Origin of the sequence: Streptomyces sp. NPDC048664 (assembly GCF_040650555.1) — a bacterium.
GTDB lineage: Bacteria > Actinomycetota > Actinomycetes > Streptomycetales > Streptomycetaceae > Streptomyces.
In genome coordinates, this window is the sequence record NZ_JBEZHK010000007.1 from 204,476 (window position 1) to 229,258 (window position 24,783).

Genomic DNA, 24,783 nt, shown 5'->3' on the forward strand with positions numbered 1-24,783 from the left:
CGGCTCGATGGACAACGTCAACAGCGCGTACTGAGGCACGCGGACCTCTTCACGCTCACGACCACAGGGCGGCACCCCCACGGGTGCCGCCCTTCCACGTGTCCGCGCTGGTCCGCCCGGAGGATCAGGCGGTGAGGTGTCGGGTGAGGTGGGGGGCGAGGTCCGTGAGGGGCATCTCGTGCTGCGCGTTGTCGTGGAGGTCACGCAGCACGACGGCCTGGCGTTGCCACTCGTCGCGGCCGGCGATGACGGCGTAGCGGGCCCCGCTGCGGTCGGCGCGTGCGAGTTCCTTGCCCAGCTTGCGGGGTTCGAGGGTGGTGGAGGTGCGGATCCCGGCGTGGCGCAGGAGACGGGCGATCTCGCGCGAGGCGGGGATCAGGTCGTCGTCGACGGGGATGACGGTGACGTCGACCTCGCTCCTGGGCTGGGGGAGCAGGTTGTGCGTGTCCAGGAAGTCGTGGAGGGTGACGTCGCCCATCCCGAAGCCGATGCCGGGGATCTGCTGCTTGGTGAAGAGGCCGGCGAGGTCGTTGTAGCGGCCGCCGCCGAACAGCGAGCGGTTGTTCTCGGGCGAGCGGTCGAACACCTCGAAGACGGTGGAGGTGTAGTACTGCAGGCCGCGCACGATGAAGGGGTCGAAGACGAAGAGGTCCTGGGCCTCGCTCTTCATCACGCGGGCGAGCGTGGAGGTCTCCCGGACCTCCTCGGGCAGGTCGGGCAGGATGTCGGCGCCCGCGCCGAGCGTGGTCTCCAGCAGGTCGAACATGGCCCGGTCGACGCCGAACTGGGCCGCCTGTTCGCGCAGTTCGTCGGCCGGCGTCTTCTCCCAGCGGTCGATGAGGGCCATCGTCTGCTGGTGCGCGTCGTGGGGGATCCTCACCACGTCGCGCAGGATGCTGTTGAGGATGGCCCGGTCGCCGACCCTCAGCATCCACATGTCGCGGTCCGCCCCCAGCGACCCCATCAGGTCGTGGATGAGTTCGAAGATCTCGATCTCGCAGTTGGGGCTGTCGGATCCGAAGATGTCGACGTTGAGCTGCCAGTGCTCGCGGGTGCGTCCGCGCTGGGGCCGCTCGTAGCGGTGGCAGTTCACGTGGCTGTACCAGCGCACGGGGAACTGGAGGCTGCCGGCGTTGTGGGCGATCATGCGGGCGGCGGAGGGGGTCATCTCCGGGCGCAGCGCGATACGGCGTCCACCGCGGTCGGTGAGGGAGTACAGCTGCTGGTTCGCGATCTCCTGGCCGGACTTGGCCTCGTAGATCTCCGCGGACTCCAGGACGGGTCCGTCGTAGCGTCCGTAGCCGTAGCGCTCCACCGTCTCGTACAGATGGTTGAACACCTGCTGTCGGACGGACATCTCGGCGGGGAGGAAGTCCCTGGTGCCGCGGTAGGGAGCGGTGGGCAGGAGTGGACTCACGAAGGGGCTCCTAGAGGGGTTTCGCGTGGCGGACGACAGTCTAGCAAGAGAGGCTGACGTGCCGTCAGGGCAATTACGGGGCGGTGGGGGCGCGGTGGCCGAGGATGGCGGAGCCCACTCTGATGTGGGTGGCTCCCGCGGCGATGGCGGGTTCGAGGTCGCCGCTCATGCCGGCCGACATCACCTCGGCCCGGGGGTGGTCGTGCAGGAGCCGCTGCCGCACGTGCTGGAGCCGGGCGAAGGCCCGGTCGGCCTGTTCGCCGGGTGGGGCCACGGCCATCACGCCGGCCAGGGTGAGGCGGGGCGCGTCGGCGAGGAGCGCGGCGAGGCGGGGCACGTCGTCGGGGTGGGCGCCGCCGCGGCCCGGGGTGTGGTCCAGGCTGACCTGGACCAGGCAGCGCAGGTCCCGGTCGGCACGGTGGGCGGCCTTGGCGAGCGCGGACACCAGGGAGGCGCGGTCCACCGAGTGGACCATGTCGGCGTAGCGGGCGACCGAGGCGGCCTTGTTGGTCTGGAGTTGGCCGACGAAGTGCCAGGACGGGGCCGGTACGAGGTCGGCGCAGGCGGCCGCCTTCGCGGACGCCTGCTGGTCCTGGTTCTCGCCCATGTCGCGCACCCCCAGGCCGGCCAGCAGGCGGACGTCGTCGGCGGGCCAGGTCTTGGTGACGGCGACGAGGGTGATCCGGGTGTGGTCGCGTCCGGCCGCCCGGGCGGCGCGGGCGATGCGGTCGCGGACGGCGGCCAGCCGGCCGGCCAGGAACGTGCGCCGGTCGTCCGGGGCGTCCGGGTCCACGGGCGGGGGTGTGGTCATGGTGGTCTCTCTCGGTTCAGTGCGGCAGGCCGGTCAGGGCCGCTGCCACCCGGTGGGCCTGGTCCTGGGTGAGCGCGGCGAACAGGGGCACCGAGACGGTGCGGTCCACGACGCGTTCGGCCACCGGGTACCGCGCCGGCGGCAGGCCCAGCTGCCGGTGCAGCAGGTGCCGGGCGGGGATCAGCGGGTCGGCCGAGACTCCCGCGGCGCGCAGGTGGTCGATCCAGCGCCGCTGCTGGGCGCGGTCGGCGGCCCGCAGGCAGTAGCGGTAGGGCACCTGGCCGGGAGTCAGGCCGGGTGGGGGCGCGACGTGCGGGGGCAGGGCCGCGGTGTACCGGGCGGCGAGGGCGGTGCGGTGCGCGGTGACGCGGTCCAGGCGCCGGAACTGGCTGAGCGCCAGGGCCGCCGCGGGATCGGAGAGGCGGTGGTTGAACCGCGGGATGTAGATCTCGCGGGCCCCCGGATCCTGGTGGACGCGGATGTGGTCGAAGGCGTCGCGGTCGGCCTGGAGCAGCATTCCGCCCTCGCCCGCGGCGATCGTCTTGGTGGCGTAGAAGGAGAAGACCGCGGCGTCCCCGACGGTGCCGAGGAGGCGCCCCTGCTCGTCGCGGCCGCCCAGGCTCTGGCAGCAGTCCTCCACCAGCAGCGCGGCCAGGGGGCGCAGGGCGTCCAGGTCGGCGGGGTGGCCGTGGGTGTGCACGGCGATCACGGCGTCGAGCGGGCCCGTCCCGGCCAGGCGTTCGGGATCCAGGTTCAGTGTCCGCTCGGTGATGTCCACGACCCGCGGCGTGCAGCCCGCGGCCAGCACGGCGTCCAGCAGGGCCGAGCAGCCGTAGGTGGGGACGGCGACGGTGGCGCCGGTGTCCCCCAGCCCGGCGCCGCGCAGCGCCAGGGTCAGCCCGGCGGTGCCGGACGAGACGGCGCAGGCGTACCGGGGGCTGAAGCGCTCGGCGAACGCCGCCTCCAGCGCCGCGGTCCGGGGGCCGGAGGCGAGCCACCCCGAGCGCAGGGCCTCGACCACGGCGGCGATGTCGTCCTCGGTGACCAGCGGTCCGTTGTGCGGCACCGCCGGATCGGCGCCCGCGGGGTGTCGGGGGTCGGCCTGTCGTGCGGTCATGCCAGTCCCTTCCGCAGTCTCTCCAGTGCCTGCCGCAGCACGTCCTCGCGCTTGCAGAAGGTGAAGCGCACGTAGCGGCGTCCGGCGTCCGGGTCGGTGTAGAAGACCTGCTGGGGGATGGCGGCCACGCCGCAGCGGCGGGGCAGTGCGCGGCAGAACTCCATGCCGTCCTGCTCGCCCAGCGGGGTGATGTCGGCGGTGACGAAGTAGGTGCCCTGGGGCGGCCGTACAGCGAAGCCGAGTGCGCGCAGTCCGTCGGTCAGCAGGTCCCGGCGGCGGCGCAGGCTGTCCGTGGCGGCGGTGAAGTACGAGGCGGGCAGGCGCAGGGCGTCGGCCACGGCGTGCTGGAGGGGGGTACCGCCCGCGAAGGAGAGGTGTTGTTTGACCTCGCGGACGGCGGTGACCAGGTCGGCGGGGCCGGTCGCCCAGCCGACCTTCCAGCCGGTGAAGGAGAAGGACTTGCCGGCCGAGGAGACGGTGAGGGTGCGTTCGAACATGCCGGGCAGCGCCGCGATGGGCTGGTGGGTCCCCTCGAACACCACGTGTTCGTAGACCTCGTCGGAGATCACGAGCAGATCGTGCTCCCGGGCCAGGGCGGCGACCTCGTGCAGCTGTTCGCGGGTCAGGACCGTGCCGGTGGGGTTGTGGGGGGTGTTGAGCAGCAGGATCCGGGTGCGCTCGGTGATCGCCGCGGCCAGGTCCCGGCTGTCGAAGGTGAAGTCGGGGGCGCGCAGCCGTACGGGCACCAGGGTGGCCCCGGCCAGGAAGGCGCAGGCGGCGTAGGAGTCGTAGAACGGCTCCAGGGCCACGATCTCGTCGCCGGGCGCGCTCAGTGCGAGCAGCGCGGCGGCCAGGGCCTCGGAGGCGCCGGTGGTGACGACGCTCTCCCGGTCGGGGTCGATGTCCAGCCCGTAGTGGCGGCGTTGGTGCTCGGCGACGGCGTGGCGCAGTGCGGGCAGGCCCGGGACGGGCGGGTACTGGTGGTGGCCGGCGCGCAGCGCGCGCACGGCGCTCTCGACGACGGGCTCGGGGCCCGCGGTGTCGGGGAAGCCCTGGCCCAGGTTGACGGCGTCGTGCCGTGCGGCCAGGGCCGACATCTCGGCGAAGACGCTGTGGCCGTGGGCGGCGAGGCGCCCGCGGCGCGGGGGAGCGGGGAGTGTGCCGGGTGGGCGGGACGGGCGGCCTGTCATGGCCGCTCACCGGTGGAGTCCGGCCCGGGGTGGGGGCGGTGGATCTCCAGCAGGGCGAAGCGGTGGAGCATCTGGCTGCCGTTGAGGTACACCAGCGCCGCGTCCGTGTCCGTGTCCGTGGGGTCGGGCACGGTGTGCGAGCGCAGGGGGTCCTGCGGCTGCCGTGCGCGGGGCGCGGCGGGCAGGTAGCGGTGGAAGGTGTGGTGCAGTCCGGCCTCGTCCAGCAGCCGGGCGACGGTCCGCACGGAGAACTGGTTCCAGCCGGGCAGCCACTCGGGGTCGCTGTCGAGGTGGCGCAGCCGTACGACGACGTCGACCGGTTCGGGGTTGAACAGGCCGAAGACGTAGGCGCGTCCACCGGGTGCGGTCAGGCGCAGCAGGGCGTCGATCCAGTGCCGGGGGTCGTCGAAGTGGCTGTGCAGGGCGACCATGAACACGGTGTCGAAGGGGCCGGCGGGCAGCGAGTCGGGGCGCAGCACGTCGCCGGTCACGAAACGGGCGCCGGGCACGCGCAGCCGGGCCTGTTCGATCAGGGCGGGTTGGAGGTCCACACAGGTCAGGTCGGTGCCGGGGTGCCGGTCCAGGAGGTAGTGGGCGAACGCCCCGGCCGCGCAGCCCACTTCGCAGACCGCTTCGCCGGGGCGGCCGCGCAGCCAGGGCTCGGCGTGGTCGACGACGAAGGGGAAGTAGTGCGGGTGGTCCGTGTGGACGGGGCGGTCGGCGTAGCGCAGGTCCAGGTTGCGGGGGCCGCCGGCGGGGCCGGGCAGGGCCGTGTGCGCGGGGGCGGCGGGATCGGTGGTGGTCATGGGCGCGGTCCCGGGGTCGTGGGCTTGGGGGTGAGCGCGGTCAGTCGGGCGAAGCCCTCGACCGGCAGGCTGCGGAAGGGCAGTTGGTCGCCGCAGGGCAGGGCGTGGCGGCGCAGGAAGTCCCGCAGGTCGTGGCCGACCTCCTCCAGGTCGCCGGTGAGACGTCCGGAGCGCAGTTCGAACAGGGCGCGGGTGCGGCCGGTCCAGGGGCGAAGGTCGGGGCGGTCCTCGACGGTGAGCAGGTGTAAGCCGCGCCGGTCGGCGGCGTTGGCGTTGACGGTGTCCAGGCAGGTGTCCTCGGTGACCAGCAGCACCCGGTGGCGCTCTCCGACGTCGATCCCCCCGTCCGGGGTGCGCCGGGCGGTCAGGCCCTTCCAGTGGAGTTCGGTGATCCACTCGTCGAGCAGGGCGTCGACGAGCCGGTGGGCCTGGTCGCCGGCCGCGGGACGGGGTTCCAGGGCGCGTTTGACGGTGGCGGGCACCCCGCCCGCCAGCACCTTGGCGGGCAGGTCGCGGCTGACGACGCTGCCGGAGGCGACGATGGTGTCGGCGCCGATGCTCACGCCGGGGAGCACGGTGGCGTGGTAGGCGAGCCAGACGTTGCGCTCGATGCGCACCGGCGCGAACGTCGCGGGGTAGCCGTCCAGGAGCCGGTGGCCGAAGTGGAAGCCGTGGGTCCACACGGTCAGGTGGGAACCCGAGCCGACCTGGTCGCCCAGGATGATGGGGTGGTTGGCGTTGAGGATGCTGTGCGGTCCGATCGCCACCCGGGAGCCCATCACGACGTGCGAGGTGGAGGCGGTGGTGCCGCCGTAGCCGACGCTGGTGCCCTGGCCGAGGTAGAGCAGCCGGTCGGCCTGGAAGGACCGGCAGGTGATGCGGGTCCCGGACTCGATGCGGCCGCCGCCCTCGACCTCGAAGGCGTCGGCGACCAGCACGGTGACCGCGTGCTGGAGTTCGGTCGCCTCGCCCAGGAAGAGGGTCCCGGCGCGCAGGTCGCAGTTCTCCCCGATGGTGACGCCGTCGCGCAGCGTGAGGGTGTCCGCGGCCAGGACGGTGCCGGCGCCGATGCTCACGTCGCGGCCGATGCGGACGTCGGCGCCGAGCCAGGCGCGCACGCCCGGCCCGACCGTCACTCCGGCCTCGATCAGCCGGCGCCGGCCCTCCGAGCCGTCGTCGGGGTTCTGGTCGATGGTCACGTCGAGCCCTTGCGGCCCTTGGCCAGCGCGGCGCTCAGGCTCTGGTTGAAGGCGGCGAACTCGGTGGCGGCCTGGCCGCCGTCGCGCTCCAGGGCCTCGGCCAGCCCCGGGCAGCGGTCGGTGAACACCGGTGCCTTCACCCCCGTCAGGCGGGCGCCGGTGACGACGGTCTTGACCCAGGTCGACTGGTACATCCCGGCGCCGTCGAGCCGGGCACCGGACAGGTCGGACTGGCTGAACCGGCTGTAGGCGCAGTTCGCGCCGACCAGGCCGGCCTCGCGCAGGTCGGCGGCGATGTAGGCCTGGACGAGGGTGGCACCGTCCAGGACGGCGCGGCGCAGGCTCATGCCGCGCGGCGGGTCACCGGTGATCATGGCGCGGTAGAGGTTGGCGTGGCGCAGGTTGGCGCCGGCCAGGCTGGAGTCGCGCACGGTGAGGCAGCGGCCCAGGAAGGTGGCCATGTCCGCGTCGGACAGGTCGCTCTCCACGATGTGGAGGTTCTCCCCGCGGGCGGAGGTAAGGACCGCGCCGCGCAGGCTGCTCTCCACGATGCTGCCGTTGCTCAGCGACGCCCCGTCCAGACGGATCTGCGGCAGGGTGCAGCGCGTCCAGCGGGCGCCGGTGAGCTGGGCGCCGCTGAGGTCGGCGGCGGTCACGGCGAGGTCGGTGAAGTCGGCGTCGGGCGCCTTGAGTCCGGCCGCGCTCCAGGTGTGCGCCTGGATGCCGGTGAGCCGCAGCTGCGGCAGGCCCGCGCCGGTCAGGACCAGGCCGTCGGCGGCGGTGAGCCGCTGCAGGGCCAGGCCGTGGCCCGAGACCGAGGCCAGCGAGGTCTCGCGCAGGCTGGACTTGGTGACGGAGAGCTGGTCGACGCAGGAACCGTCCAGGGCCGCGGAGTCCAGCAGGCACTCGCTGATCAGCGCGCCCTGCAGGTTCATGTTGCGCATCGAGGCGTCGGAAAGGTCGCACTGGTAGAACGACGAGCCGGACAGGTGGCCGTCGTCCAGGTGGGCGCCGCGCATGCTGCAGCCGTGGAAGAGGGTGCCGGTGGCGTCCCGCAGCCCGGTCAGGTCGGCGCCGTCGAAGACGCAGGTCTGCGCGGCGAGCGCGTGGACGTAGGCGGAGCGCAGACTGGCTCCGGTGAGGTTGGTGCGTTCCATCCCCGGGCAGACCATGGTGACCTCGGAGAGGTCCGCCTCCTGCAGCCGGGTGCCGTGCAGCAGGGCCCGGTTGAGGGTGGCCCGGCGCAGGTCGGCCCGGCGCAGGTCGAGATTGCTCAGGTCGGCCTCGGTCAGCTCCATGCCGCGCCCGGTGGTGTCGATCAGGCGTTGGGTGGTTTCGGAGACGTGCTTGAGCAGCGCGGGGCGCCGGTCGTCGTCGGCGGCGGCCAGGCGCCGCAGGAGTTCCACAGCGGTCGTGTCGGGCATCGGGATTCCTCAGGTGTGGGCGGGACGGGCAGGTCCGGTGGGCGTGGGGCGGGCGGGCTCCGACGGCGTGCGCGGGGCCGGGCTCCACGCCGCCGGGTCAGGGGACCGGGGGCGGCCGATCACCGCGCGGACCAGGCGGGCGATCTCCCCGGGAGCGGGGTCGCCGGGCGCCGGGGGCCGGTGCTCCAGCACGACGACGCCGGCGCCGGTCAGGTCCAGCAGCGCGGGCAGCACCTCGGCCGTCGCCAGGTAGCCCTCGGCGGCCGACCGCCCCGCACGGACGGGTTCGTGACCGTGCTCGGGGTAGCGGGCGGCGGTGGTGTCGTAGAGGTGCATGCTGCGTATCGCGGGACCCAGGGCGCGGGCGTAGGCGAGCGGCCCCTGCTCGGGGCCGAGCAGGTGGGCGTGACCGACGTCGAGGCACAGCCCCAGCTCCGGTCGGCCGGCCAGTGCGTCGCGGTAGTGCGCCGCGGTGCGCAGCAGCGGGTGGGCGGAGAGGTTCTCCACCAGCACGCGGACCCCGTGCTCGCGGGCCAGGGCGCAGGCCGCGTCCAGGAAGTCACGGCACCAGGTGTCGAACCCGGCCACCGGGTAGGGCGGGTAGGGGCTGGGGAAGTGCACCACCACGTGCACGGCGCCCAGGTCGGCCGCGCAGCGCACGGTGGCCTCGGTCATCCGCAGGGCGGCCGCCGCCTCGTCCCGGTCGGGGCCGGTGGGCGCGAACCGCCGCAGCGGGCCCGGCTCGTCGTACGGGACGGGCGTGTGCAGCGCGGCCCGGATGCCGTGGCGGGCGCAGAACGCCTCGATCGCGGCGAGCATCGACCGGGGGTAGTTGTAGAACTCGACGACGTCGGGCTCGTAGGCGAGCAGCCCCGTCAGATCGGTGCGGTCGGCCAACACCCCGGTGGAGACACCCAGCAGGGTCATGCCGCACCCCGCACAGCACCCTCGGCACCCGCGGCGGCCTCAGTCCCGGCGTTCTCGGCGCCCTCGGCAGGCCGAGAGCCGTCGGCGGCGGTGGCGGCGGTGGTGGCGATGCGCGCGGCCGCGGCCCGGTCGGTCTTGCCGGTACGCCCCAGCGGGAGCTGCTCGGCACGGTGCACCCGCTCGGGCACCTTGTGGGCCTCCAACCGGTGCAGCCCGTGGGCGCGCAGTTCCTCCTCGGCGGGCATCCGGCCCGCGCGCGGCACGAACACCAGGTGGACGCGCTCGCCCAGGAGGGCGTCGGGAACGCCGACGGCCACGCAGGCGGCGCAGTCGGGGTGGTCGGCGTAGGCGGCCTCCACCTCCAGCGGGGAGATCTTGGCGCCGCCGCGCACGATGAGCTGCTTGGCGCGGCCCACGAGCTCCACCCGGCCGTCCTGCGGCCGGTGCCGGGCCAGGTCGCCGGTGCGCAGCCAGGGGCCGGCCATGGTGGCGGCGGTGGCGGCCCGATCGTCGAGGTATCCGGTCATCAGATGCTCGGTGCGCAGCCACAGTTCACCGGCCCCGCCGGCGAGCGCCGCGGTGCCGCCGTCCTCGCCTCCGTCGGCGTCCGCGGGCACGATCCGGTACTCCACCCCCAGGGAGGGGCGTCCGATGGTGCCCGCCTCCTCGTCGTAGCGGTCGGGAGTGAGGATGAAGTCGGAGGTGGCGCTCTCGCTCAGCCCGAAGACGTCGGCGATCCCGGCGTGCGGCAGCAGCGCCCTGATGCCGCGGCCGAGTCCTGCGGGCAGGGGCTCGCCGCCGCAGATCCAGGTGCCGGGGGAGCCGGTCTCGGCCAGTCGCCGCAGCAGGCCGTCCGCCCCGGGGGAGCCGTCGAGTTCGCGGCGGATCAGCCGCAGCATGCTGGGGACGACCGCGGTCCGCTGCACGCTCCGTCCGGCCAGGTGCTCCAGTACCTCGCGGGCCCTGAAGCGCGGGGTGAGCAGCAGGGTGCCGCCGGTGGCGAGCGTGAGCAGGGAGGTCCACTGGCCGAAGCTGAAGTTCAGGTGCAGCAGGTGCAGGGCGCTCTGGCCCTGCTCGAAGGGCAGCGCCCGGGAGATCGCGCGGAGCTTGGCGCACAGGACGCGGTGGGAGAGCACCACGCCCTTGGGGCGGCCGGTGGAGCCGGAGGTGAAGACCACCAGCGCCTGGTCGGCGTCCAGTTCGGCCGGCACCCGCGGCCCGCCCTCCCCGCCGGCCGGACCGGCGTGGAGGAGGGAGCCGATGCAGGCGTGGCCGGTCGGACCGGTGACGCCCCGCCACGGCGTGGGCTGGTGGCGCGGGTCGCCGAGCAGCAGCCGGGCGCCGACGCGTTCGGCGGTGGAGGCCAGCACCAGGGCGGGGGAGTCGCGGTGCACCGGGACCACGACCGCTCCGGCGGACCACGCGCCGAGCTCGCACACGATATCGCCGGCGCGGTTGTCCACCGCGACCAGGACGGGTTCCCCGCGGCGGTGCCCGGCCGCCACCAGGGCGGCGGCGAGGGCGCGGCCCTGCTCGCCCAGGGTGCGGTAGTCCAGTACGTCCTCGCCGTCGTCGAGGGCGACGGCGTCCGCGAAACGCACGCAGGCGTGGTCGAGGAGCGTGTCCAGCCGACCGGCGCCGGCGGGCAGCGCGGGGGAGGCGGTGGCGTTCATGCGGGCACCCTCCCGACGGCCGGGCTCGGGTGGACGGGCCCGTCCGGGGCGGGATAGTCGAAGTCGTCGTCCAGGGCGCGGACCACGGTGCGCAGACCGGTGTCCCACAGCGCCGCCGCGTACTTCTCGCACTCCGCGGCGGTGCCGGCGGCCAGCGGGAACTCGGCGTGGTGCAGCGAGGAGAAGATCACTTCGAAGGCCTGCGGGAAGTCCATGCCGGGCAGGGCCGCCATCACGGCGGCGACCAGGTTGTCGAAGGAGAGCTGGTTGGGCGAGCGGGTGACGCAGACGACGTGCTCGCGCGGCGCGTCCGCCCGGTGCGGCGCCTCGTACAGAGGGGGGTAGGTGGGGCGCCACACGCAGGAGGACGCGTCCCCCCACATCGGTTCGACGACCGCGCGCAGCGCCTGCGGGTCGCGCCAGCGCGGGGGCAGCAGGATCCCCGGCGGATAGGCCTGCGCGACATCCTCGTAGTCCCCGAAGTCGGTGCCGCCCAGCAGGGCCCGGCAGTCGGCGCAGCCCTGCCCGAACACGGACAGCTGGAGCGCGAACTCCTCCCAGTGGTCCGGGGTGTGCACCACGTTGGCCCACACCCCCAGGCGGTAGGCGGCGCGCGCCTTGCGCTTGACGGCGGCGGCCGTCTCCACGGTGTCGCCGCCACCGCTGACGACGATCACCTCCATGGGCCGGTGCGCATACCAGAGGTCGAGGGTGAGGTGCTCCAGCGGGTTCTCGCCGCGCCGCATGTCGGCGAAGGCCCGGCGGATGTCGTCCTCGTCCAGAAGGATCCTGTGGTGGCACAGGACGGTCAGCCCGGCGTCGCGCACCGCGTCGAGGATGAAGGGCTGGAGACGGCGCGAGACGCCGTCCGGCTTGATCAGGAGCAGGGATTGCTGGCTCCCCGGCAGGCGTCCCAACGGATTCCCCTCTACGTTCGCGTGCTTGACCACACGAGATTGACACGATCCGACGGATCAAGTCAATAAAGTCAGTCATGTTCCCCTCGATCTCCCTGTTGTCCTCTTGTCGAGAGGTGGGGGCTGGTTGCAACTCGGCTGACTCGCCCAGTTGTTCCCCTATGTAGGGCGCCGAGTGTGCCCCCTCCAAAAATTATTGACAGTTAGCTTGACGCTGCAGTCTCGGCCATGGTCATATTTCCTCATCGCAAGGAGAACGAACGCCTTGCGGATCACAACAATGAAGGAGAGTCATCATGACCCGTAACCACGCTGTCGGCATGCGTCCCCGCCTCGACAAGATCAAGGTCCGCGCGGGCAAGTAAGCACGCCCAGTGCCGGGCTGCCGCCGGACCCGTGCCGGCGGCAGCCCGGCCGCATGTCAGGGCCTGTGACGCGCCCCCTCACGGGGCCGCGTCGCAGGCCCTGCGGCCGACGCCCTGCGGCCGACGCCCTGCGGCCGACGCCCTGCGGCCGACGCCCTGCGGCCGACGCCCTGCGGCCGACGCCCTGCGCCGCGGCGTCCCCTTCTTCTTTCTTTCCGGCCGCGTCCGCGGCCTTCTTCGCGCAGGCGTTCCCGGCCGTCGGCCGTGGGCCCGGTACCGGCGGGGTTCCGACGGCTTCCCGGACGGGACCGCACGCAGCCCCACCCGCCCCGCGCAGCGACGGAGACCCCTTTCGTGACCGAACAGCTCCTGATGCACAACGTCCCCGTACTGGTGGACCACACCCCCGGCAGCCGCACCACCACCGTGTGCGTCGCCCTCGGATCGGGTGCCCGGCACGACCCCGGGGCCATCTCCGGCGCCACGCACATGCTCGAACACCTCGTCATGTCCGTCCCGCTGGACGGCGGCGCGTCGCTGAGTGAGCGCGTCGAGCGGCTCGGCGGCAACTGCAACGCCCTCACCAGCCCCGAACTCCTGGTGATGTACGCCCAGGTGCTGAACGAGGACGCCGCGCAGACCATCGGCTGGATGGGCGCGGCCCTGCTCCACCCCGAACTGACCCCCGCCCGCCTGGACCGGGAGCGCGAGGTCGTCCTGCAGGAACTGAGCGCGGCGGCCAGCGACCCCTCCGACGCCGTCCAGGACGCCTTCCTGGCCCGCCTGTTCGCGGGCCACCCGCTGGGCAACCCGGTCGGCGGCGACCCGGAGAGCATCGCGCGCATCACCGCGGACGCTCTGCGCGACGCCCACCGCCGCGCCCTGGCCGACGCGCCCGTCGCGGTGAGCACCGTCGGAGGACTGCCCGCCGAGGAGGTCCTCGCCGCCCTCGACAAGGCGGGCTTCGCCGCGCTGCCCGCCGCGGCGCCGCTCGGCGCGCGCCCGCCGCAGACCCCGCCCCCGGTCCACCCCCGACTTCCGGAAGGCTGGCCCGACGAGTACTGCTGGCTGCAGGCCGGCAGCCGCGCACCCCATCTCGGCGATCCGCGCCGGCACGCCTACACCGTGCTGGGGCACCTGATGGGCTCCAGCCCCGCCTCCCTCCTGTACGCGCGGATCCGCAACGAGGAGGCGCTCGCGTACTCCTTCCAGTCCTGGTCCCGCAGCTACAGCGACACCGGTGCCTGGCGGATGCTCGCCGGGGTCGAACCCGCCAACGGCCCCCGCCTCCTCGACGCCTTCACCGAGCTGCTGACCCAGGTCGCCTCCGACGGACCGTCACCGAGTGCCTTCGCGGCGGCCGTCCGGCAGGCCGTGATGGAGGTCGTGCTGCGTTCGGAGTCCCAGCAGGAGGCCGCGATCGCGCTGGCCGGCGACCGGGTTCTGGCGGCCGAGATCACCCTGCCCGAGCAGGAGATCGAGGCCCTCGGCCGGGTCACCGCGGCCGAGGTCGCCGCCGCGGCGGCGGAGGTGGCACGCGACCTGGTCGCCGTGGTGCGGCCCGAGGCGGACCGGACCCCATGACCACCGACCCCGCCACCACGCCGCCCTCCGCCACCGTGCCCTCCACCACCCCGGCCGGTGCCGACATCCCGACGGGTGCCGACATCCCGGCGGGTCCCGGCGCCCTGACGGCCCGGGACGACTACCTGGCCGCCGCCGACGCGGCGGGGCTGCTCCACCGCTCGGACGACGGCCTGCTGTTCGTGGCCGACGCCTGGCGCGAGCCGCTCACCGGAGTCGACCAGTGCCTGGTGGAACACGCGGACGCGCGTCTGCTCGACGCGGCGCCGGCCTTCCTCGACGTACTCTTCGCCCGCTTCCCGCAGTGCACCGAGGCGGTCGTGCGGGTCCCGGGCGCCCAGGACCCCCACCCAGCGCTCGCCCCCCATCTGAGCTACCTGGCGCTGCCCCCGGAGGCGGCCCCCGCCCCGGGGACCGCCCGCGCCGCCGGGCCCAGGGTCGTCCTGGACGAGAGGCGTGAGCACGACGACGCCGTCCGCGACTGGCTGCGCCGGGCCATGGTCACCGCCGCCGACGGCCGCGGCCTGACCACCCTGCCCCAGGCGGTGCGCGAGGCCGCGGACGCCCTGCTGGACTCTCCCGCCCGGCGCACCTTCCTCGTCTACGCCGACGGCCACGACCGGCCGGCCGGTCACGCCACCCTCTGCGTCGACGCTCATGACGACCCCAGCGGGACCGACTTCGTGGACCTCGTCGACATCCTCGTCGACGACCCCGCGCTGCGGGCCGCCGCGACCGCGGCCCTGGTGCGGGCCTCGGCCCGCCTCGCGGACGACCTCGCACTGCCCCTGCTGGGCAACGTCTGCCACGGCCTGGACGAGGTCGGGCGCAGCGGAGCCGTCGTCACCGCCCTCGAGGCCCGCGGCTGGCGCCGCACCCATCAGTACCGCCACGCCTTTCGCCCCGGCGCCGAGGACGCGGGCGCACCCCAGGACCAGGAAGAGACCCCGTGAACCCCGTGAACGCCGCCAGCCCGCCGACCCGTTCCCCCTTCCCCCTCAGTCTCGATCTGCTGTACGAGCTGCTGGACGTCGACCCCGACCTCCCCGCCCGTCACCTGCTGCGGCGGGCACGTCAGGAGGGCGCCGTCGTGTCGACCCTGGTGCTCTCCCTGGCCGAGCGCGAGGGAGTGCCGCTGGGCGAGGGCTCGCGCGGTGAACTGGCCCGGATGACCCGGCGCAGCGAGCTGTACCGCGACCTGGACGCCGCGGTCCGCGCCGTGCCCGGGGCCCGCACCGTCAAGGGCCCCTCCCTGGCCCGCTACTACCCGGATCATCTGCTGCGCTCGATCGGCGACCTCGACGTCGTCGTCCCCGACGAGGCGACGCTGTGGCGGGTGCTGGGCGAGGTCCTGGACCGCCAGGAGGCGGGCGAGGTCCTGATGACCGAGCTGCGCGAGGGCGGCCGCAGGGACCTGCTGGTCTCGGTGTGGTGGCTCGGCGAGGACCCGATGCTCGACCTCGACCGCGGGGTGGAGGTGACCACCTTCGCCTATGGCGGACTGCCCGAGCGGGCCGTGCCGCTGCGGCCCGAACTGCCCGCCGACCAGACGCACGCCGACGTGCTGGCGGTGGCGGAGGAACGCTTCCAGCGCGACTTCACCCTCAAGGACGTACTGGACCTGGTCTTCGTCCTCACCTCGCCCGCGGCCCCCGACCCGGCCGCCCTGGCCCGGGCCGCCGCCGACCACGCGCTGGCGCCGGAGCTGGAGGAACTCTGCCGCAAGGCCGCCGGCCACCCGGCCCTGGCCGCCGTGATCCCGGCCGAGCTGACGGAGCACCTGCGCGAACCCGCCCGCCTCGAGCGCGCCCGCCGCGACGCGCTCGGCCCCACCGACCCGCAGCCCCGCCTCTACGGCTTCCAGCTCACCGAACCGCTGCGGCGCGGTGTCGGAGAGGCGGTCGAGGACCTCGACTTCGCCGGGGTGCGGCTGCGCCGCACCCCGGTGGCCGACCTCCTGCTGGTCACCGGTGAACTCGTCGACCCCGCCGACCACGAGGCGGCCGTGGCCGCCCTGTCCGCCCTGGCCCCCTGGCCCGAACGCCCGGCCACAGCCACAGCCACAGCCACGGCCGCGGTCCCGGCCGGAAGCGGGAGCTGACCATGGCGATCGTCGACGTGCAGGAACTCGGCCGCGTCTTCACCCCCCGCCGGGGCGCGGAGGTCACCGCGCTGGACAAGGTGAGCTTCAGCATCGGGGAGGGGGAGGTGCTCGGCCTGCTCGGCCCGAACGGCGCGGGCAAGACCACCCTGTCCCGCATCCTGACCACGCTGCTGCTGCCCACCTCCGGCACCGCCCGGGTCGGCGGCCACGACGTGGTGCGCGAGGCCAAGGAGGTCCGCCGCCTGATCGGCCTGGTCCTGGGCGGTGACCGGGGTCTGTACGGACGGCTGACGGCACGCCAGAACCTGCTGTACTGGGGAGCCCTGCAGGGCCTGGGCGGTCGCACCGCCCGCCGGCGCACCGACGAGATGCTGGAGCGCTTCGGGCTGGCCGCCCGAGCCGACGACCGCGTCGAACTCTTCTCACGCGGCATGGTCCAGCGCGTCCACCTCGCCCGGGCCCTGCTGAGCCGGCCCCCTCTGCTGATCATGGACGAACCCACCAACGGCATGGACCCGCACGCCGGGGCCGGCTTTCGCCAACTCGTCCACGAACTGAAGGACGCGGGCTGCACGATCGTCCTGACCACGCACGACATGCACGAGGCCCAGGACGTCTGCACCCGCATCGCCCTCATCGACCACGGCCGCATCCTGCACCTGGGCGCCGCCGGGGAACTCCTGGCCCGGATCGGCGCGCCGCGCACCATCCGCGCCGAGGGCGTCGGGGCCGAGGCGGCCGCCCGGATCGCGGAACTGCCCGGCACCGTCGAGGTCACCGGGCAGGGCACGCTCACCGCCCGGCTCGACGGCGCGCAGGCCCAGTCCGCGGCGCTCGCCGTGCTGGTGGAGGTGGGAGCCACCGAGATCGCGGTGGCACCGCCCGGGCTCACCGAGCTCTACCGCACGGTCATCACCGACCGGGAGTTCACGATCTGATGCTCCACTTCATGCGCGCCCAGGCGCAGATGCTGATGCGCTCACCCCAACTCTTCGCCACCCTGCTGGTGATCCCGCTCTACTCGCTGGTGTTCTTCCACTTCCTCAAGAACCACCACCAGGGCGCTCTGGCGACCACCACCGCCCTCACCGCCTTCCTGATGGGAGCCTGGTCCCACGCGGTGTTCGTGGCCTCGCAGGCGGTGGACGACGACCGCGCCCAGGGCACCCTGAGCCCGTCCCTGCTGACCCCCACCCGCTACCTGCTGGCGCTGGCGCTGCGGACCCTGCTGACCACCTCCCTGGCACTGCCCGTGCTCGGGGAGCTGCTCCTGGTCGGGCGCTGGGTGTTCGGGCTGCCGATCCGGGTCGACCGGCCCGGGCTCACCCTCCTGGTCGCGGCACTGGTGACGGCCGGGGTGGCGGCCACCGCCCTGCTGATGAGCGGGCTGATGATCCTGGTCCGCGCCGCCCGCAGCCTGCAGAACGCCCTGACCTACCCCTTCTACCTGCTGGGCGGCCTGATCCTGCCGATCACCACACTGCCCGAGCCGTTGCGGTGGATCGCCCGCGGCTTCTTCCTCTCCTGGGGAGCGCAACTGCTGCGGGACGCCGCCACCGGCTCCGTGCCCGACCTGGGCGCCCGACTGGCCGCCCTGTGCGCCCTGGTCGCCCTCCAGGCCGCGGTCGGACTGTGGGCCGTGCGCCGGGTGCTGTCCTCCGTGCGCGGCGGACGGGTGGTCCTCCATGACTGACCTCGCCCCCCGACACGTCCCCGCGCCCGGCCGGCCGGCCGGCGACCTCGCCCCGGACCCGACCCCCTCAGGGCGCCCCTCACCTCGGGCCCGGCTGCGCGCCGCCGCACGCCAGGTCGCCTACGGCGCGCTGGCCAGCTACCAGGACTACCGCGCGATGTTCACCCTGCGCACCTGGCTCTTCGGCTGGACCGTGCGCCTGATCTGCCAGGTCCTGTTCTTCGCCGGCCTGGGCCGGCTGGTGGGCTCCCCGGCCGCCGAGGCCCATCTCGCCTTCGGCAACGCCGCGATCCTGGGCCCGCTGGGCGCGCTGGGCGTGGTCTCCTCCACCGTCGGCGAACGGGTCTCGGGCACCTTGCAGTTCCTGCTGCTCAGCCGGGGCAGCACCTTCCTGGTGCTGGCCTCACGGGGCCTGCACTGGATGGCGGACGGCCTGCTGACCTCGACCATCGCGCTCTGCGTGGTCTGCCCGCTGCTGGGGGTGCCCCTGCACTGGGCCGCGCTGCCGGTGATCCTCGCCGTGCTCGCCCTCAGCACCCTGTCCTGCTACTGCCTGGCCCTGTGCATGACCAGTATCAGCGTGCGCAGACCCGGTTCCCGCATGTACCTGACCGCGGGCACCACCATCGTGCTGATGCTGCTCAGCGGTGTCACCACGGCCGTGCCCGGCACCGGTGTCGCCGGCTTCCTGGCCCGGATCCTGCCGCTCACCCACGGCCTGACGGCGGCGCGGACGCTGGCCGCCGGCGGTCCGCTCGACTGGGGCGCGGTGGCCGGCGAGGTCGCCGTCACGGCGGGCTGGGGCGTGCTGGCCTGGCTGCTGCTGACCCGAGCGCTGCGGCACACCGTCCGCACCGGATCGCTGTCGCTGCGCTGAACGCGCCGAACGCCCACAAGGGGAGGAACACCATGACTCACGCCTTCGAGGCCCTGCCCCGCGGGTTCAGCGACCTGGTCGGTGAGGAGGCCGCCCAAGGGGTGTGGGCCGAGGCGATGTTCCGCTCGCTCACGCGCAGGTTCGGCTTCGCGCCCGTCACGGTGTCCCCGGTGGGGTACGCGCAGACCTTCGAGCAGTTCGGCTCCGCGGCCACCGGACGCATCTTCGCCTTCGAGGACCTCTCCGGTCGGCGCCTCGCCCTGACCGCGGACTCCCTGGTGGCCGTGCTGCGGGCCCTGGCCGGGTCGGGGCGGCTGGCCGGCGGCGCCGCCGCCCTGGCCTCCGCCTGCGTGCCCATCGCGCGCTACCGGCGCAAACGGCACCGGGGCTGGAGCCAGGCGGTCGCCGTCATCTGCAACGAGAGCGACGAACTGGCCGCCGATCTCACCCTGTTGCGGCTGTGGGCCGAGCTCTTCGATGTCCTGGGCCCCGCCGCCGGGGGCAGGCTGGAGTACTGCGACTACGGGGTGCTCGACGCGATCGCCGCCGACGAGGGCCTGAGTCCGGCCGCCGCCCGCGCGGCGCTCCACCGCCGCCGCCGCGGCCCCACGCCGCCCGGGCGGACGCAGGACACCGCACCCGCCCGGCCCACCGACCACCAGGATCCGGACCAGACGGACCAGACGGACCAGGCGGCGGACAAGGAACCCGTCCCGCCCGCCCACACGCGCTTCCTGGACCGCCTGGACCGCCTCACCGCGCTCTGCCGCGCACTGCCCCCGCGGCAGGCACCGGACCGGGTGGCGGCGGCGGAACCGGTGGCGGGGGAGCGGATGGCCCATCTGCGCACGGTCCTCGCCATCGCCCACGAACTCGACGTCCGGGTGGAGTTCGCCCTGGACTGGGAGCATGCGCCGGAGTACCAGGCCGGGTTGTGTTTCGTGGCCCGCACCGGCGACGACCGGACCCTGGGGGACGGCGGCGGCTACCACCACATGGCACGCACGCTGGACATCGGACTCGACCGGTGCTGGAGCACCAGCGCCTCGGTCAACCTGCTGGCCGAGCTGGGGCCGGTGCCCGAGGCGGAGTGCGTGCACCTGATGCGCATGCCCTCCGCCGACCTGCGCACCTTCATGGACACCGCCCGGCGGCTGCGCGCGGCCGGATACGACGTGCTGGAGCACTGGCGGCCCCGAAGGCTGGGCCGCCAGCTGCGCCGGGTGCCGGCCCGGCCCAGCCAGTGGTTCGCGCTGGTGGGGGAGCAGGAGGCGGCCACCGGACGGCTGACCCTGCAGAACGCGGCCACCACCGGGGTCACGAGGGACCTGGACCTGGCCGCGCCGGCGACCGACGTCTGAGAACGGTCCGCAGAACACCGAAAAGCGTTATGACTGCAATATTGACTGACTTGTAAAGTGGTTCATAGAATTCAGTCAACTTGCTTCGATCCAAGGGAGTTGACCGATGAAGCCCTCGACGTCCCCGCGCCCGCTTGCGGCGGCGCTGAAGGACCGCACGGAGCCCGTCACGGTGTGGGGGGCGGGCTTCATCGGTCTGTCCGCCGCCTGCGCGCTGGCCGAGGCGGGATTCCCCTGCACGGTGCTCGACACCGACGCGCACCGGGTGAGCGAGATCAACGCCGGGACGGTGCCGCTGCCCGGCTTCGAGGACGTCATCCCCCTGGCCGCCGCCCGGTCGGCCGGCCGGCTGCGGGCCGCCGCGGCCGACGACCCGGAGGCGGCCGCCGCCCGGGTGCACCTGGTGTGCGTCAACACCGACCGCGACGGCAGCCCCGTGACCGGGCCGCTGAGCGCGGTGCTGGGAGCCATCGGCCGGGCCCGCACCGGCGGCGAGAGCCTCATCGCCCTGGAGAGCACGATCAGCCTGCGCTGGCTCGACGAACTCGTGCCCGCCGCCCTCGGCGCGGACCCCGCCACCGACACCTCGCTCCACCTGGCGGCCGCCCCCCGCCGGGACTGGATGCTCTCCCCCGACATGAACCTGCGCACCCTGCCCCGGGTGCTGGGCACCGCCCGCCCGGACTCCCTGCCCCTGGCCCGCCTGCTGTACGAGGCGATCAGCCAGAGCGTCCACCCGGCGCCGGACTGGCGGCACGCCGGCCTGACCAAGCCGGTGGAGAACCTCTACCGCTACCTGGACCTGGTGCTGACCAACCAGCTCGCCGAGGCATACCCGGGCCTGGACGTGCCCGAGGTGCTGCGACTGGCCGGCACCAAGTGGAACGTGCCCACCTTCCACCCCTCCATCGGTATCGGCGGCTACTGCATCCCGCTCAGCCCCCGCTTCGCCGTCGACGGGACCGACCAGGACAGCCCGCTGCCCCTGGTCGCCTCCGCGATGGACTGGGACGGCGACCACCCCGCCCGCGTCGCCGAGTCCGTCCTGCGCATCAGCGACGGCCCCATCGGCATCCTCGGCCTCAGCTACGCGCCCGACGCCAGGATCGTCGAGGGCTCACCCGCCCGCCGCCTGGCCGAGCACCTGCTCGCCCACGGCGCCGACGTACGGCTGCACGACCCGTACTTCACCCCCGAGGAGATCACCGCCCTCACCGGCGCCCGCCCGCTGCGCTGGCCCGACGACCTGGACGGCCTGGGCACCCTCGTCGCCGCCACCCCGCACGCCCTCTACGCCGACCTGCCCGCCCGCCTCGCCGCACTGGACAACCCGCCGGCGCTGGTGGACAACCTCGGCGGCTACGCCACCGCGCTGCGCGGCACCACCGTCCCGTACGCGGAATGGGGCACCCCCGCCGCACGGACCCCCGCCGCACCCCGGCCCTGAACCCCGCACACCACCGCCCACCACCCCTTTCCCGCGACCTCCCGGGTCCGCGGAACCGCACCCCAAGGAGAACCCATGAAAGCCGTCGTCACAGGCGGAAGCGGATTCCTCGGCAGCACCATCGCCTGCCGCCTGATCGAGGAGGGCCACGACGTCACCGTCCTTGACCTGGTGCCCATCGGCACCAAAGCGCTGCGCCCCGACGCCCGCTTCGTGCAGGGCGACGTCCGCGACCTCGACCTGCTGACGAAGACCTTCCAGGGCGCCGAGGAGGTCTACCACCTGGCCGGCGTCCTCGGCACCTCCGAACTCCAGGAGACCCCGCAGGAGGCCATCGACGTCAACATCGGCGGCACCGTCAAGGTCTTCGAGGCGGCCGGCACCTGCGGAGTGCCCCGGGTCTTCTACCCCGGCAAACCCAACGTCTGGCTGAACACCTACACCATCACCAAGGCGGCGGCCGAGTCCTTCGCCCAGATGGCCAACGAGTCCGGCCCCAGCCGCATCTGCTCCCTGCGCTACTACAACGCCTACGGCCCCGGCCAGTCCCTGCTCCCCATCCGCAAGATCGTCCCCGCCTTCGCCGCCCAGGCCATGCGCGGCCTGCCCATCCAGGTGTTCGGCGACGGCGAGCAGATCGTGGACATGGTCTACTCGCACGACCTCGCCGACATGACCATCCGCTTCACCCGCACCGAGCGCACCGACGTGATCCCCGACTGCGGCAGCGGAATCAGCGTCAGCGTCAACGACGTGGCCACCGCCGTCAACGAGCACTTCGGCAGCACCGCCGGCATCCAGCACCTGCCGATGCGCCCCGGCGAGGTGCCCCGCACCGTCCTGACCGCCGACATGAGCGAACTGCGCGACGTGCTCGGCGAGTCCCGGCTCAGCGACTACGCCACCTCCCTGGCCGACACCCTCGACTGGTACGCCCGACTGCCCGCCGAGCAGATCGACAAGACCGTGGCCTTCTACGGATGGCAGGCGTGAGCGCACGGCCGGGCACCGCAGCGGGCGCCGGGCACCGCCCGGCCTCCGTGCTGGTCCTGGTCGCCCACCCCGACGACGCCGAGATCGCCGCCGGTGGCACCATCGCCCACCTCGGCGCGAACGGCGTCCGGGTGGTCACCGCCGTCCTCTCCCTGCCGGAGTCCGGCACCCAGGCCGAGCACCGCACCCGGCACACCGAGCAGGCCGCCGCCACCCTCGGCTACGAACTGCGCTGGCCGACCGGCACCCGCAACCGGCAGGTCACCGACATCAAGGAGACCACCCTGGTGGCAGCCGTGGACCGGCTGATCGCCGAGGTCGCCCCCCGGGCGGTGCTCACCCACTGGAGCGGCGACGGCCACGCCGACCACCGCCTCACCGCCCGGGCCGCCGCGGCCGCCACGCGCACCAGCCGCGTCGACCTCTACGGCATGCGGCCGGGCGAGACGCGCACCCCGGCCTTCTCCCGCTTCGCCCCCCAGGTGTTCGTCGACATCACCGCCCACCACGCGGCCAAACAGCGCGCCCTGGAACCGTTCACCACCGCCCGGCCCGGCTTCCGCCCCCTGGACGCGGCGGCCGTCGAGGCCGCGGACCGCTTCCACGGAACCCTGAGCGGCACCCCCTACGCGGAGGGCTTCGTCGTGGAACGCGCCCACGGACTGGGGGGCCTGCTCGCCGCGCCCTGACCCCCGCGGCGGCCACCCGCCGGCCGGACCGGAACGGCCTGGCCCGAGCTGACCTTGACCGAGTATATTCACTTACTCTGTCCAGCCGTCAGTCACAATGAGGGGAAGCCGACCATGGCGGAATCACAGGCTCTGGGCTCACGGATCCGCCGGCTGCGCCGCGAGGCCGGCCTGTCGCAAATGGACCTGGCCGGAGGGAAGATCTCCCCCAGCTACATCTCGCTGCTGGAGGCCGGCAAGCGGACCCCCTCCCCGGAGGTCCTGGAGCAGATCGCCGGCCGACTCGGCTGCCCCCCCGATCACCTGCTGGAACTCCTGGACGCCGAACGGCCCGACACCCTCCAGACGGACCTGCGCTACGCGGAGATCAGCCTGCGCAACGGCGACCCCAAGACCGCCCTGGACACCTACACGGCCGTCCGCGACGAGGCCGCCGCGGCCGGGAAGGACGCCGTCCGGCTCTCCGCCGAGTACGGCGCGGCCCAGGCCCTGGAACACGACGGCCGGCTGGAGGAGGCCGCCGAGCGCTACCAGGCGCTGCTGGACCACGCCGGTTTCGGACCGTCCCTGATCCCGCGGCTCGCCGTCGCCGTCGCACTGTGCCGCTGCCACCGCGAGATGGGCGACCTGGCCCACGCCGTCGACCTGGCCACCACCACCCTGGAGGAGGCCCGCCGGCTCCGGCTCACCCCGACCGTGCTGGGCGTCGAACTGCTGGCCACCCTCGTGGGGCTGCACGTCGAGCGGGGCGACCTGCACCGCGCCGCGGCCCTGGCCCGCACCGCCATCGAGGAGGCCGAGAGCATCAAGGACCGCAAGGCCCTGGGAGCCGCCTACTGGAACGCCGGAGTGGTGGCCCACCGCAACGGCGCCTCGGCCGACGCCCTGCTGCTCCTGGAACGCGCCCTCGCCATCTACTCCGAGGGCGACGACGCCCGCGCGCTGTCCCGGCTGCGCAACGCCTACGCCTCCGTCCTGATGCAGTCGCCGACCGGCGACATCGCGGAGGCCAAGGCACAACTGACGCGCAGTGCCGAGACGTTGGCCGACCACGGCAGCACCGTCGACATGGCCTACTGCCAGACCGCGCTGGCCCGCGCCAGCCTGCTGGAGTCCGACCCCCGCCAGGCCGAGCAGCACGCCCGGCGGGCGCTGGAACTGCTCGGCGGCGGACACCGGCTGGAGACCGCGCGCACCCTGCTGGTCCTGGCCGGCGCCCAGCTCCAACTCGGCGACGACGCGGCGGCCGAGGCCGGCTGCGAACGGGCCGCGCTGCTCCTGGAGGCCTCCGAGGCCGACCGGCAGGCGGCTTCCGCCTGGAACGACCTCGGGGAACTGCTGGAACGCTCCGGGCGCACCGAGCGAGCCGTCTGGGCCTACCGCCAGAGCCTGCGCTGCCTCGGCCAGCGCGGCAGCCTGCTCCCGGCCGTGAGCGAAGGCGCCACCCCCCAGGAACCCGCCGCGGGCAACCGATCTGCACGGCCGTAGATCGGTTGCTGAACCCACGTTGATCGCCGGCGCCTAACGTCACAGGAGACAGCGCCGGGAAGGCGGCACCCGCCCCCCTTCCCGGCACCCCTCACCGCCATCTCCCCGACGAAAGCAGGCGCTCCGCATGCCGCACACCTCCAGCCGCCCCACCGGTGCCCCCGCCCACGGCGGGCCCGCCACCGGCCCGCTGCACCACCGAGCGGCCCGGCGTGCGGTCCTGGTCCTGCTGCTGGCGGTGCTCCCCCTCCAGGGCGCCCTGGCCCCGGCCCCGCACCTGCGCGACGCGCTGACCACGATCGAAAGGGCCGCGCCCGCCGCCGACATCCCCCTGTGCTGCTGACGCGCCCCTTCGCCGGCCACACGCCGCCCCTTCAACCGACCACCGGCAGACCACCGGTGGGAACCACCAAGGAGAACTCCCCATGACCCAGCCGCTCCGCACCCGTGCCGCACTCGGCCTGACCGCGCTCGCCGTCACCGCCCTGGGCGCCGCCGGCCTCCAGCACACCGACCCGGCGCACACCGGCACGGCGGCCTTCCAGCTCACCTCCGTCCAGAGCGGCCACATAGGAACCGAGGTCAACAACACCGGCTCCAGCTACACACCGCCCAACGCGCAGCAGTGATCCACGGCTGACAGCGGCCGCCCCAGGACGCGGACACCCCTTGATCCCCACGGTCGTCCCTCCCCCCACGCG

The 24,783-nt window shown here is 73.9% G+C and carries 23 protein-coding genes; 13 read left to right on the forward strand and 10 right to left on the reverse strand.

Features of this window, described 5'->3' with window-relative positions; all coding sequences use genetic code 11:
- Window positions 1-124 precede the first annotated feature (124 nt).
- From hisS to AB0C59_RS10470, 10 genes are all read right to left on the reverse strand, one after another.
- Window positions 125-1,417, reverse strand: coding sequence for a histidine--tRNA ligase (gene hisS, locus AB0C59_RS10425; protein WP_363002700.1), 1,293 nt, complete (start codon window positions 1,415-1,417; stop codon window positions 125-127).
- Window positions 1,418-1,490: 73 nt separating this feature from the next.
- Window positions 1,491-2,228, reverse strand: coding sequence for a YggS family pyridoxal phosphate-dependent enzyme (locus AB0C59_RS10430; RefSeq protein WP_363002702.1), 738 nt, complete (start codon window positions 2,226-2,228; stop codon window positions 1,491-1,493).
- Between the two features lie 16 nt (window positions 2,229-2,244).
- A complete protein-coding gene (locus AB0C59_RS10435; RefSeq protein WP_363002704.1) occupies window positions 2,245-3,345 on the reverse strand; it encodes a DegT/DnrJ/EryC1/StrS family aminotransferase in 1,101 nt (366 codons plus the stop codon).
- Window positions 3,342-4,535: a pyridoxal phosphate-dependent aminotransferase gene (locus AB0C59_RS10440; protein WP_363002706.1), complete on the reverse strand. Its 1,194-nt coding sequence runs from the start codon at window positions 4,533-4,535 to the stop codon at window positions 3,342-3,344. The genes AB0C59_RS10435 and AB0C59_RS10440 overlap by 4 nt, the downstream gene beginning before the upstream one ends.
- Entirely contained in the window at window positions 4,532-5,341 is an 810-nt protein-coding gene (locus tag AB0C59_RS10445; RefSeq protein WP_363002708.1) for a class I SAM-dependent methyltransferase, read from the reverse strand. Before AB0C59_RS10445 ends, AB0C59_RS10440 begins: the two co-directional genes overlap by 4 nt.
- Entirely contained in the window at window positions 5,338-6,540 is a 1,203-nt protein-coding gene (locus AB0C59_RS10450) for a DapH/DapD/GlmU-related protein (protein ID WP_363002710.1), read from the reverse strand. Before AB0C59_RS10450 ends, AB0C59_RS10445 begins: the two co-directional genes overlap by 4 nt.
- Window positions 6,537-7,964 (reverse strand): pentapeptide repeat-containing protein, encoded by a 1,428-nt coding sequence (locus tag AB0C59_RS10455; RefSeq protein WP_363002712.1) that lies wholly within the window; start codon window positions 7,962-7,964, stop codon window positions 6,537-6,539. Before AB0C59_RS10455 ends, AB0C59_RS10450 begins: the two co-directional genes overlap by 4 nt.
- Before the next feature lie 9 nt (window positions 7,965-7,973).
- Window positions 7,974-8,891 (reverse strand): sugar phosphate isomerase/epimerase family protein, encoded by a 918-nt coding sequence (locus AB0C59_RS10460; RefSeq protein WP_363002714.1) that lies wholly within the window; start codon window positions 8,889-8,891, stop codon window positions 7,974-7,976.
- On the reverse strand, window positions 8,888-10,564 hold the full coding sequence (locus tag AB0C59_RS10465; RefSeq protein ID WP_363002716.1) for a long-chain fatty acid--CoA ligase: 1,677 nt from the start codon (window positions 10,562-10,564) through the stop codon (window positions 8,888-8,890). The genes AB0C59_RS10460 and AB0C59_RS10465 overlap by 4 nt, the downstream gene beginning before the upstream one ends.
- Window positions 10,561-11,481 carry a hypothetical protein gene (locus tag AB0C59_RS10470; RefSeq protein WP_363002717.1) on the reverse strand — a complete coding sequence of 307 codons (921 nt, stop codon included), beginning with the start codon at window positions 11,479-11,481 and terminating at the stop codon, window positions 10,561-10,563. Before AB0C59_RS10470 ends, AB0C59_RS10465 begins: the two co-directional genes overlap by 4 nt.
- A gap of 719 nt (window positions 11,482-12,200) precedes the next feature.
- On the opposite strand from AB0C59_RS10470, the gene AB0C59_RS10475 reads away from it, so the two are divergent.
- The 13 genes from AB0C59_RS10475 (at window position 12,201) to AB0C59_RS10535 (ending at window position 24,711) form a co-directional block, all read left to right on the forward strand.
- Window positions 12,201-13,430: a pitrilysin family protein gene (locus tag AB0C59_RS10475; protein WP_363002719.1), complete on the forward strand. Its 1,230-nt coding sequence runs from the start codon at window positions 12,201-12,203 to the stop codon at window positions 13,428-13,430.
- Entirely contained in the window at window positions 13,427-14,383 is a 957-nt protein-coding gene (locus AB0C59_RS10480) for a hypothetical protein (RefSeq protein WP_363002721.1), read from the forward strand. Before AB0C59_RS10475 ends, AB0C59_RS10480 begins: the two co-directional genes overlap by 4 nt.
- Window positions 14,380-15,531, forward strand: a complete 1,152-nt coding sequence (locus AB0C59_RS10485; protein ID WP_363002723.1) for a hypothetical protein — start codon at window positions 14,380-14,382, stop codon at window positions 15,529-15,531. Before AB0C59_RS10480 ends, AB0C59_RS10485 begins: the two co-directional genes overlap by 4 nt.
- Before the next feature lie 2 nt (window positions 15,532-15,533).
- Window positions 15,534-16,472: an ABC transporter ATP-binding protein gene (locus tag AB0C59_RS10490; protein WP_363002725.1), complete on the forward strand. Its 939-nt coding sequence runs from the start codon at window positions 15,534-15,536 to the stop codon at window positions 16,470-16,472.
- Window positions 16,472-17,227 carry an ABC transporter permease gene (locus AB0C59_RS10495; RefSeq protein ID WP_363002727.1) on the forward strand — a complete coding sequence of 252 codons (756 nt, stop codon included), beginning with the start codon at window positions 16,472-16,474 and terminating at the stop codon, window positions 17,225-17,227. The genes AB0C59_RS10490 and AB0C59_RS10495 overlap by 1 nt, the downstream gene beginning before the upstream one ends.
- Window positions 17,220-18,104 carry an ABC transporter permease gene (locus tag AB0C59_RS10500; protein ID WP_363002729.1) on the forward strand — a complete coding sequence of 295 codons (885 nt, stop codon included), beginning with the start codon at window positions 17,220-17,222 and terminating at the stop codon, window positions 18,102-18,104. The genes AB0C59_RS10495 and AB0C59_RS10500 overlap by 8 nt, the downstream gene beginning before the upstream one ends.
- Before the next feature lie 32 nt (window positions 18,105-18,136).
- Window positions 18,137-19,465, forward strand: coding sequence for an ATP phosphoribosyltransferase regulatory subunit (locus AB0C59_RS10505; RefSeq protein WP_363002731.1), 1,329 nt, complete (start codon window positions 18,137-18,139; stop codon window positions 19,463-19,465).
- 106 nt (window positions 19,466-19,571) lie between these two features.
- On the forward strand, window positions 19,572-20,912 hold the full coding sequence (locus AB0C59_RS10510; protein ID WP_363002733.1) for a UDP binding domain-containing protein: 1,341 nt from the start codon (window positions 19,572-19,574) through the stop codon (window positions 20,910-20,912).
- 75 nt (window positions 20,913-20,987) lie between these two features.
- Window positions 20,988-21,905, forward strand: a complete 918-nt coding sequence (locus AB0C59_RS10515) for an NAD-dependent epimerase/dehydratase family protein (protein ID WP_363002735.1) — start codon at window positions 20,988-20,990, stop codon at window positions 21,903-21,905.
- Window positions 21,902-22,594 (forward strand): PIG-L family deacetylase, encoded by a 693-nt coding sequence (locus AB0C59_RS10520; protein WP_363002737.1) that lies wholly within the window; start codon window positions 21,902-21,904, stop codon window positions 22,592-22,594. The genes AB0C59_RS10515 and AB0C59_RS10520 overlap by 4 nt, the downstream gene beginning before the upstream one ends.
- A 114-nt stretch (window positions 22,595-22,708) precedes the next feature.
- Window positions 22,709-24,082, forward strand: a complete 1,374-nt coding sequence (locus tag AB0C59_RS10525; RefSeq protein ID WP_363002739.1) for a helix-turn-helix transcriptional regulator — start codon at window positions 22,709-22,711, stop codon at window positions 24,080-24,082.
- Window positions 24,083-24,209: 127 nt separating this feature from the next.
- Complete coding sequence (locus AB0C59_RS10530) at window positions 24,210-24,425, forward strand: hypothetical protein (protein WP_363002741.1); 216 nt, start codon at window positions 24,210-24,212, stop codon at window positions 24,423-24,425.
- An 82-nt stretch (window positions 24,426-24,507) separates the two neighbouring features.
- Complete coding sequence (locus AB0C59_RS10535; RefSeq protein ID WP_363002743.1) at window positions 24,508-24,711, forward strand: hypothetical protein; 204 nt, start codon at window positions 24,508-24,510, stop codon at window positions 24,709-24,711.
- Window positions 24,712-24,783 lie beyond the last annotated feature (72 nt).

Excerpts from the sequence above, each read along its gene's own strand:
- AB0C59_RS10505 (WP_363002731.1), top strand. The coding sequence starts at position 18,137 with ATGACTCACGCCTTCGAGGCCCTGCCCCGCGGGTTCAGCGACCTGGTC.
- AB0C59_RS10455 (WP_363002712.1), bottom strand. The coding sequence starts at position 7,964 with ATGCCCGACACGACCGCTGTGGAACTCCTGCGGCGCCTGGCCGCCGCC.
- AB0C59_RS10530 (WP_363002741.1), top strand. The coding sequence starts at position 24,210 with ATGCCGCACACCTCCAGCCGCCCCACCGGTGCCCCCGCCCACGGCGGG.
- AB0C59_RS10525 (WP_363002739.1), top strand. The coding sequence starts at position 22,709 with ATGGCGGAATCACAGGCTCTGGGCTCACGGATCCGCCGGCTGCGCCGC.
- AB0C59_RS10500 (WP_363002729.1), top strand. The coding sequence starts at position 17,220 with ATGACTGACCTCGCCCCCCGACACGTCCCCGCGCCCGGCCGGCCGGCC.
- AB0C59_RS10440 (WP_363002706.1), bottom strand. The coding sequence starts at position 4,535 with ATGACAGGCCGCCCGTCCCGCCCACCCGGCACACTCCCCGCTCCCCCG.
- AB0C59_RS10495 (WP_363002727.1), top strand. The coding sequence starts at position 16,472 with ATGCTCCACTTCATGCGCGCCCAGGCGCAGATGCTGATGCGCTCACCC.
- AB0C59_RS10460 (WP_363002714.1), bottom strand. The coding sequence starts at position 8,891 with ATGACCCTGCTGGGTGTCTCCACCGGGGTGTTGGCCGACCGCACCGAT.
- AB0C59_RS10445 (WP_363002708.1), bottom strand. The coding sequence starts at position 5,341 with ATGACCACCACCGATCCCGCCGCCCCCGCGCACACGGCCCTGCCCGGC.
- AB0C59_RS10515 (WP_363002735.1), top strand. The coding sequence starts at position 20,988 with ATGAAAGCCGTCGTCACAGGCGGAAGCGGATTCCTCGGCAGCACCATC.
- AB0C59_RS10430 (WP_363002702.1), bottom strand. The coding sequence starts at position 2,228 with ATGACCACACCCCCGCCCGTGGACCCGGACGCCCCGGACGACCGGCGC.
- AB0C59_RS10535 (WP_363002743.1), top strand. The coding sequence starts at position 24,508 with ATGACCCAGCCGCTCCGCACCCGTGCCGCACTCGGCCTGACCGCGCTC.
- AB0C59_RS10435 (WP_363002704.1), bottom strand. The coding sequence starts at position 3,345 with ATGACCGCACGACAGGCCGACCCCCGACACCCCGCGGGCGCCGATCCG.
- AB0C59_RS10465 (WP_363002716.1), bottom strand. The coding sequence starts at position 10,564 with ATGAACGCCACCGCCTCCCCCGCGCTGCCCGCCGGCGCCGGTCGGCTG.
- AB0C59_RS10510 (WP_363002733.1), top strand. The coding sequence starts at position 19,572 with ATGAAGCCCTCGACGTCCCCGCGCCCGCTTGCGGCGGCGCTGAAGGAC.
- AB0C59_RS10490 (WP_363002725.1), top strand. The coding sequence starts at position 15,534 with ATGGCGATCGTCGACGTGCAGGAACTCGGCCGCGTCTTCACCCCCCGC.
- AB0C59_RS10480 (WP_363002721.1), top strand. The coding sequence starts at position 13,427 with ATGACCACCGACCCCGCCACCACGCCGCCCTCCGCCACCGTGCCCTCC.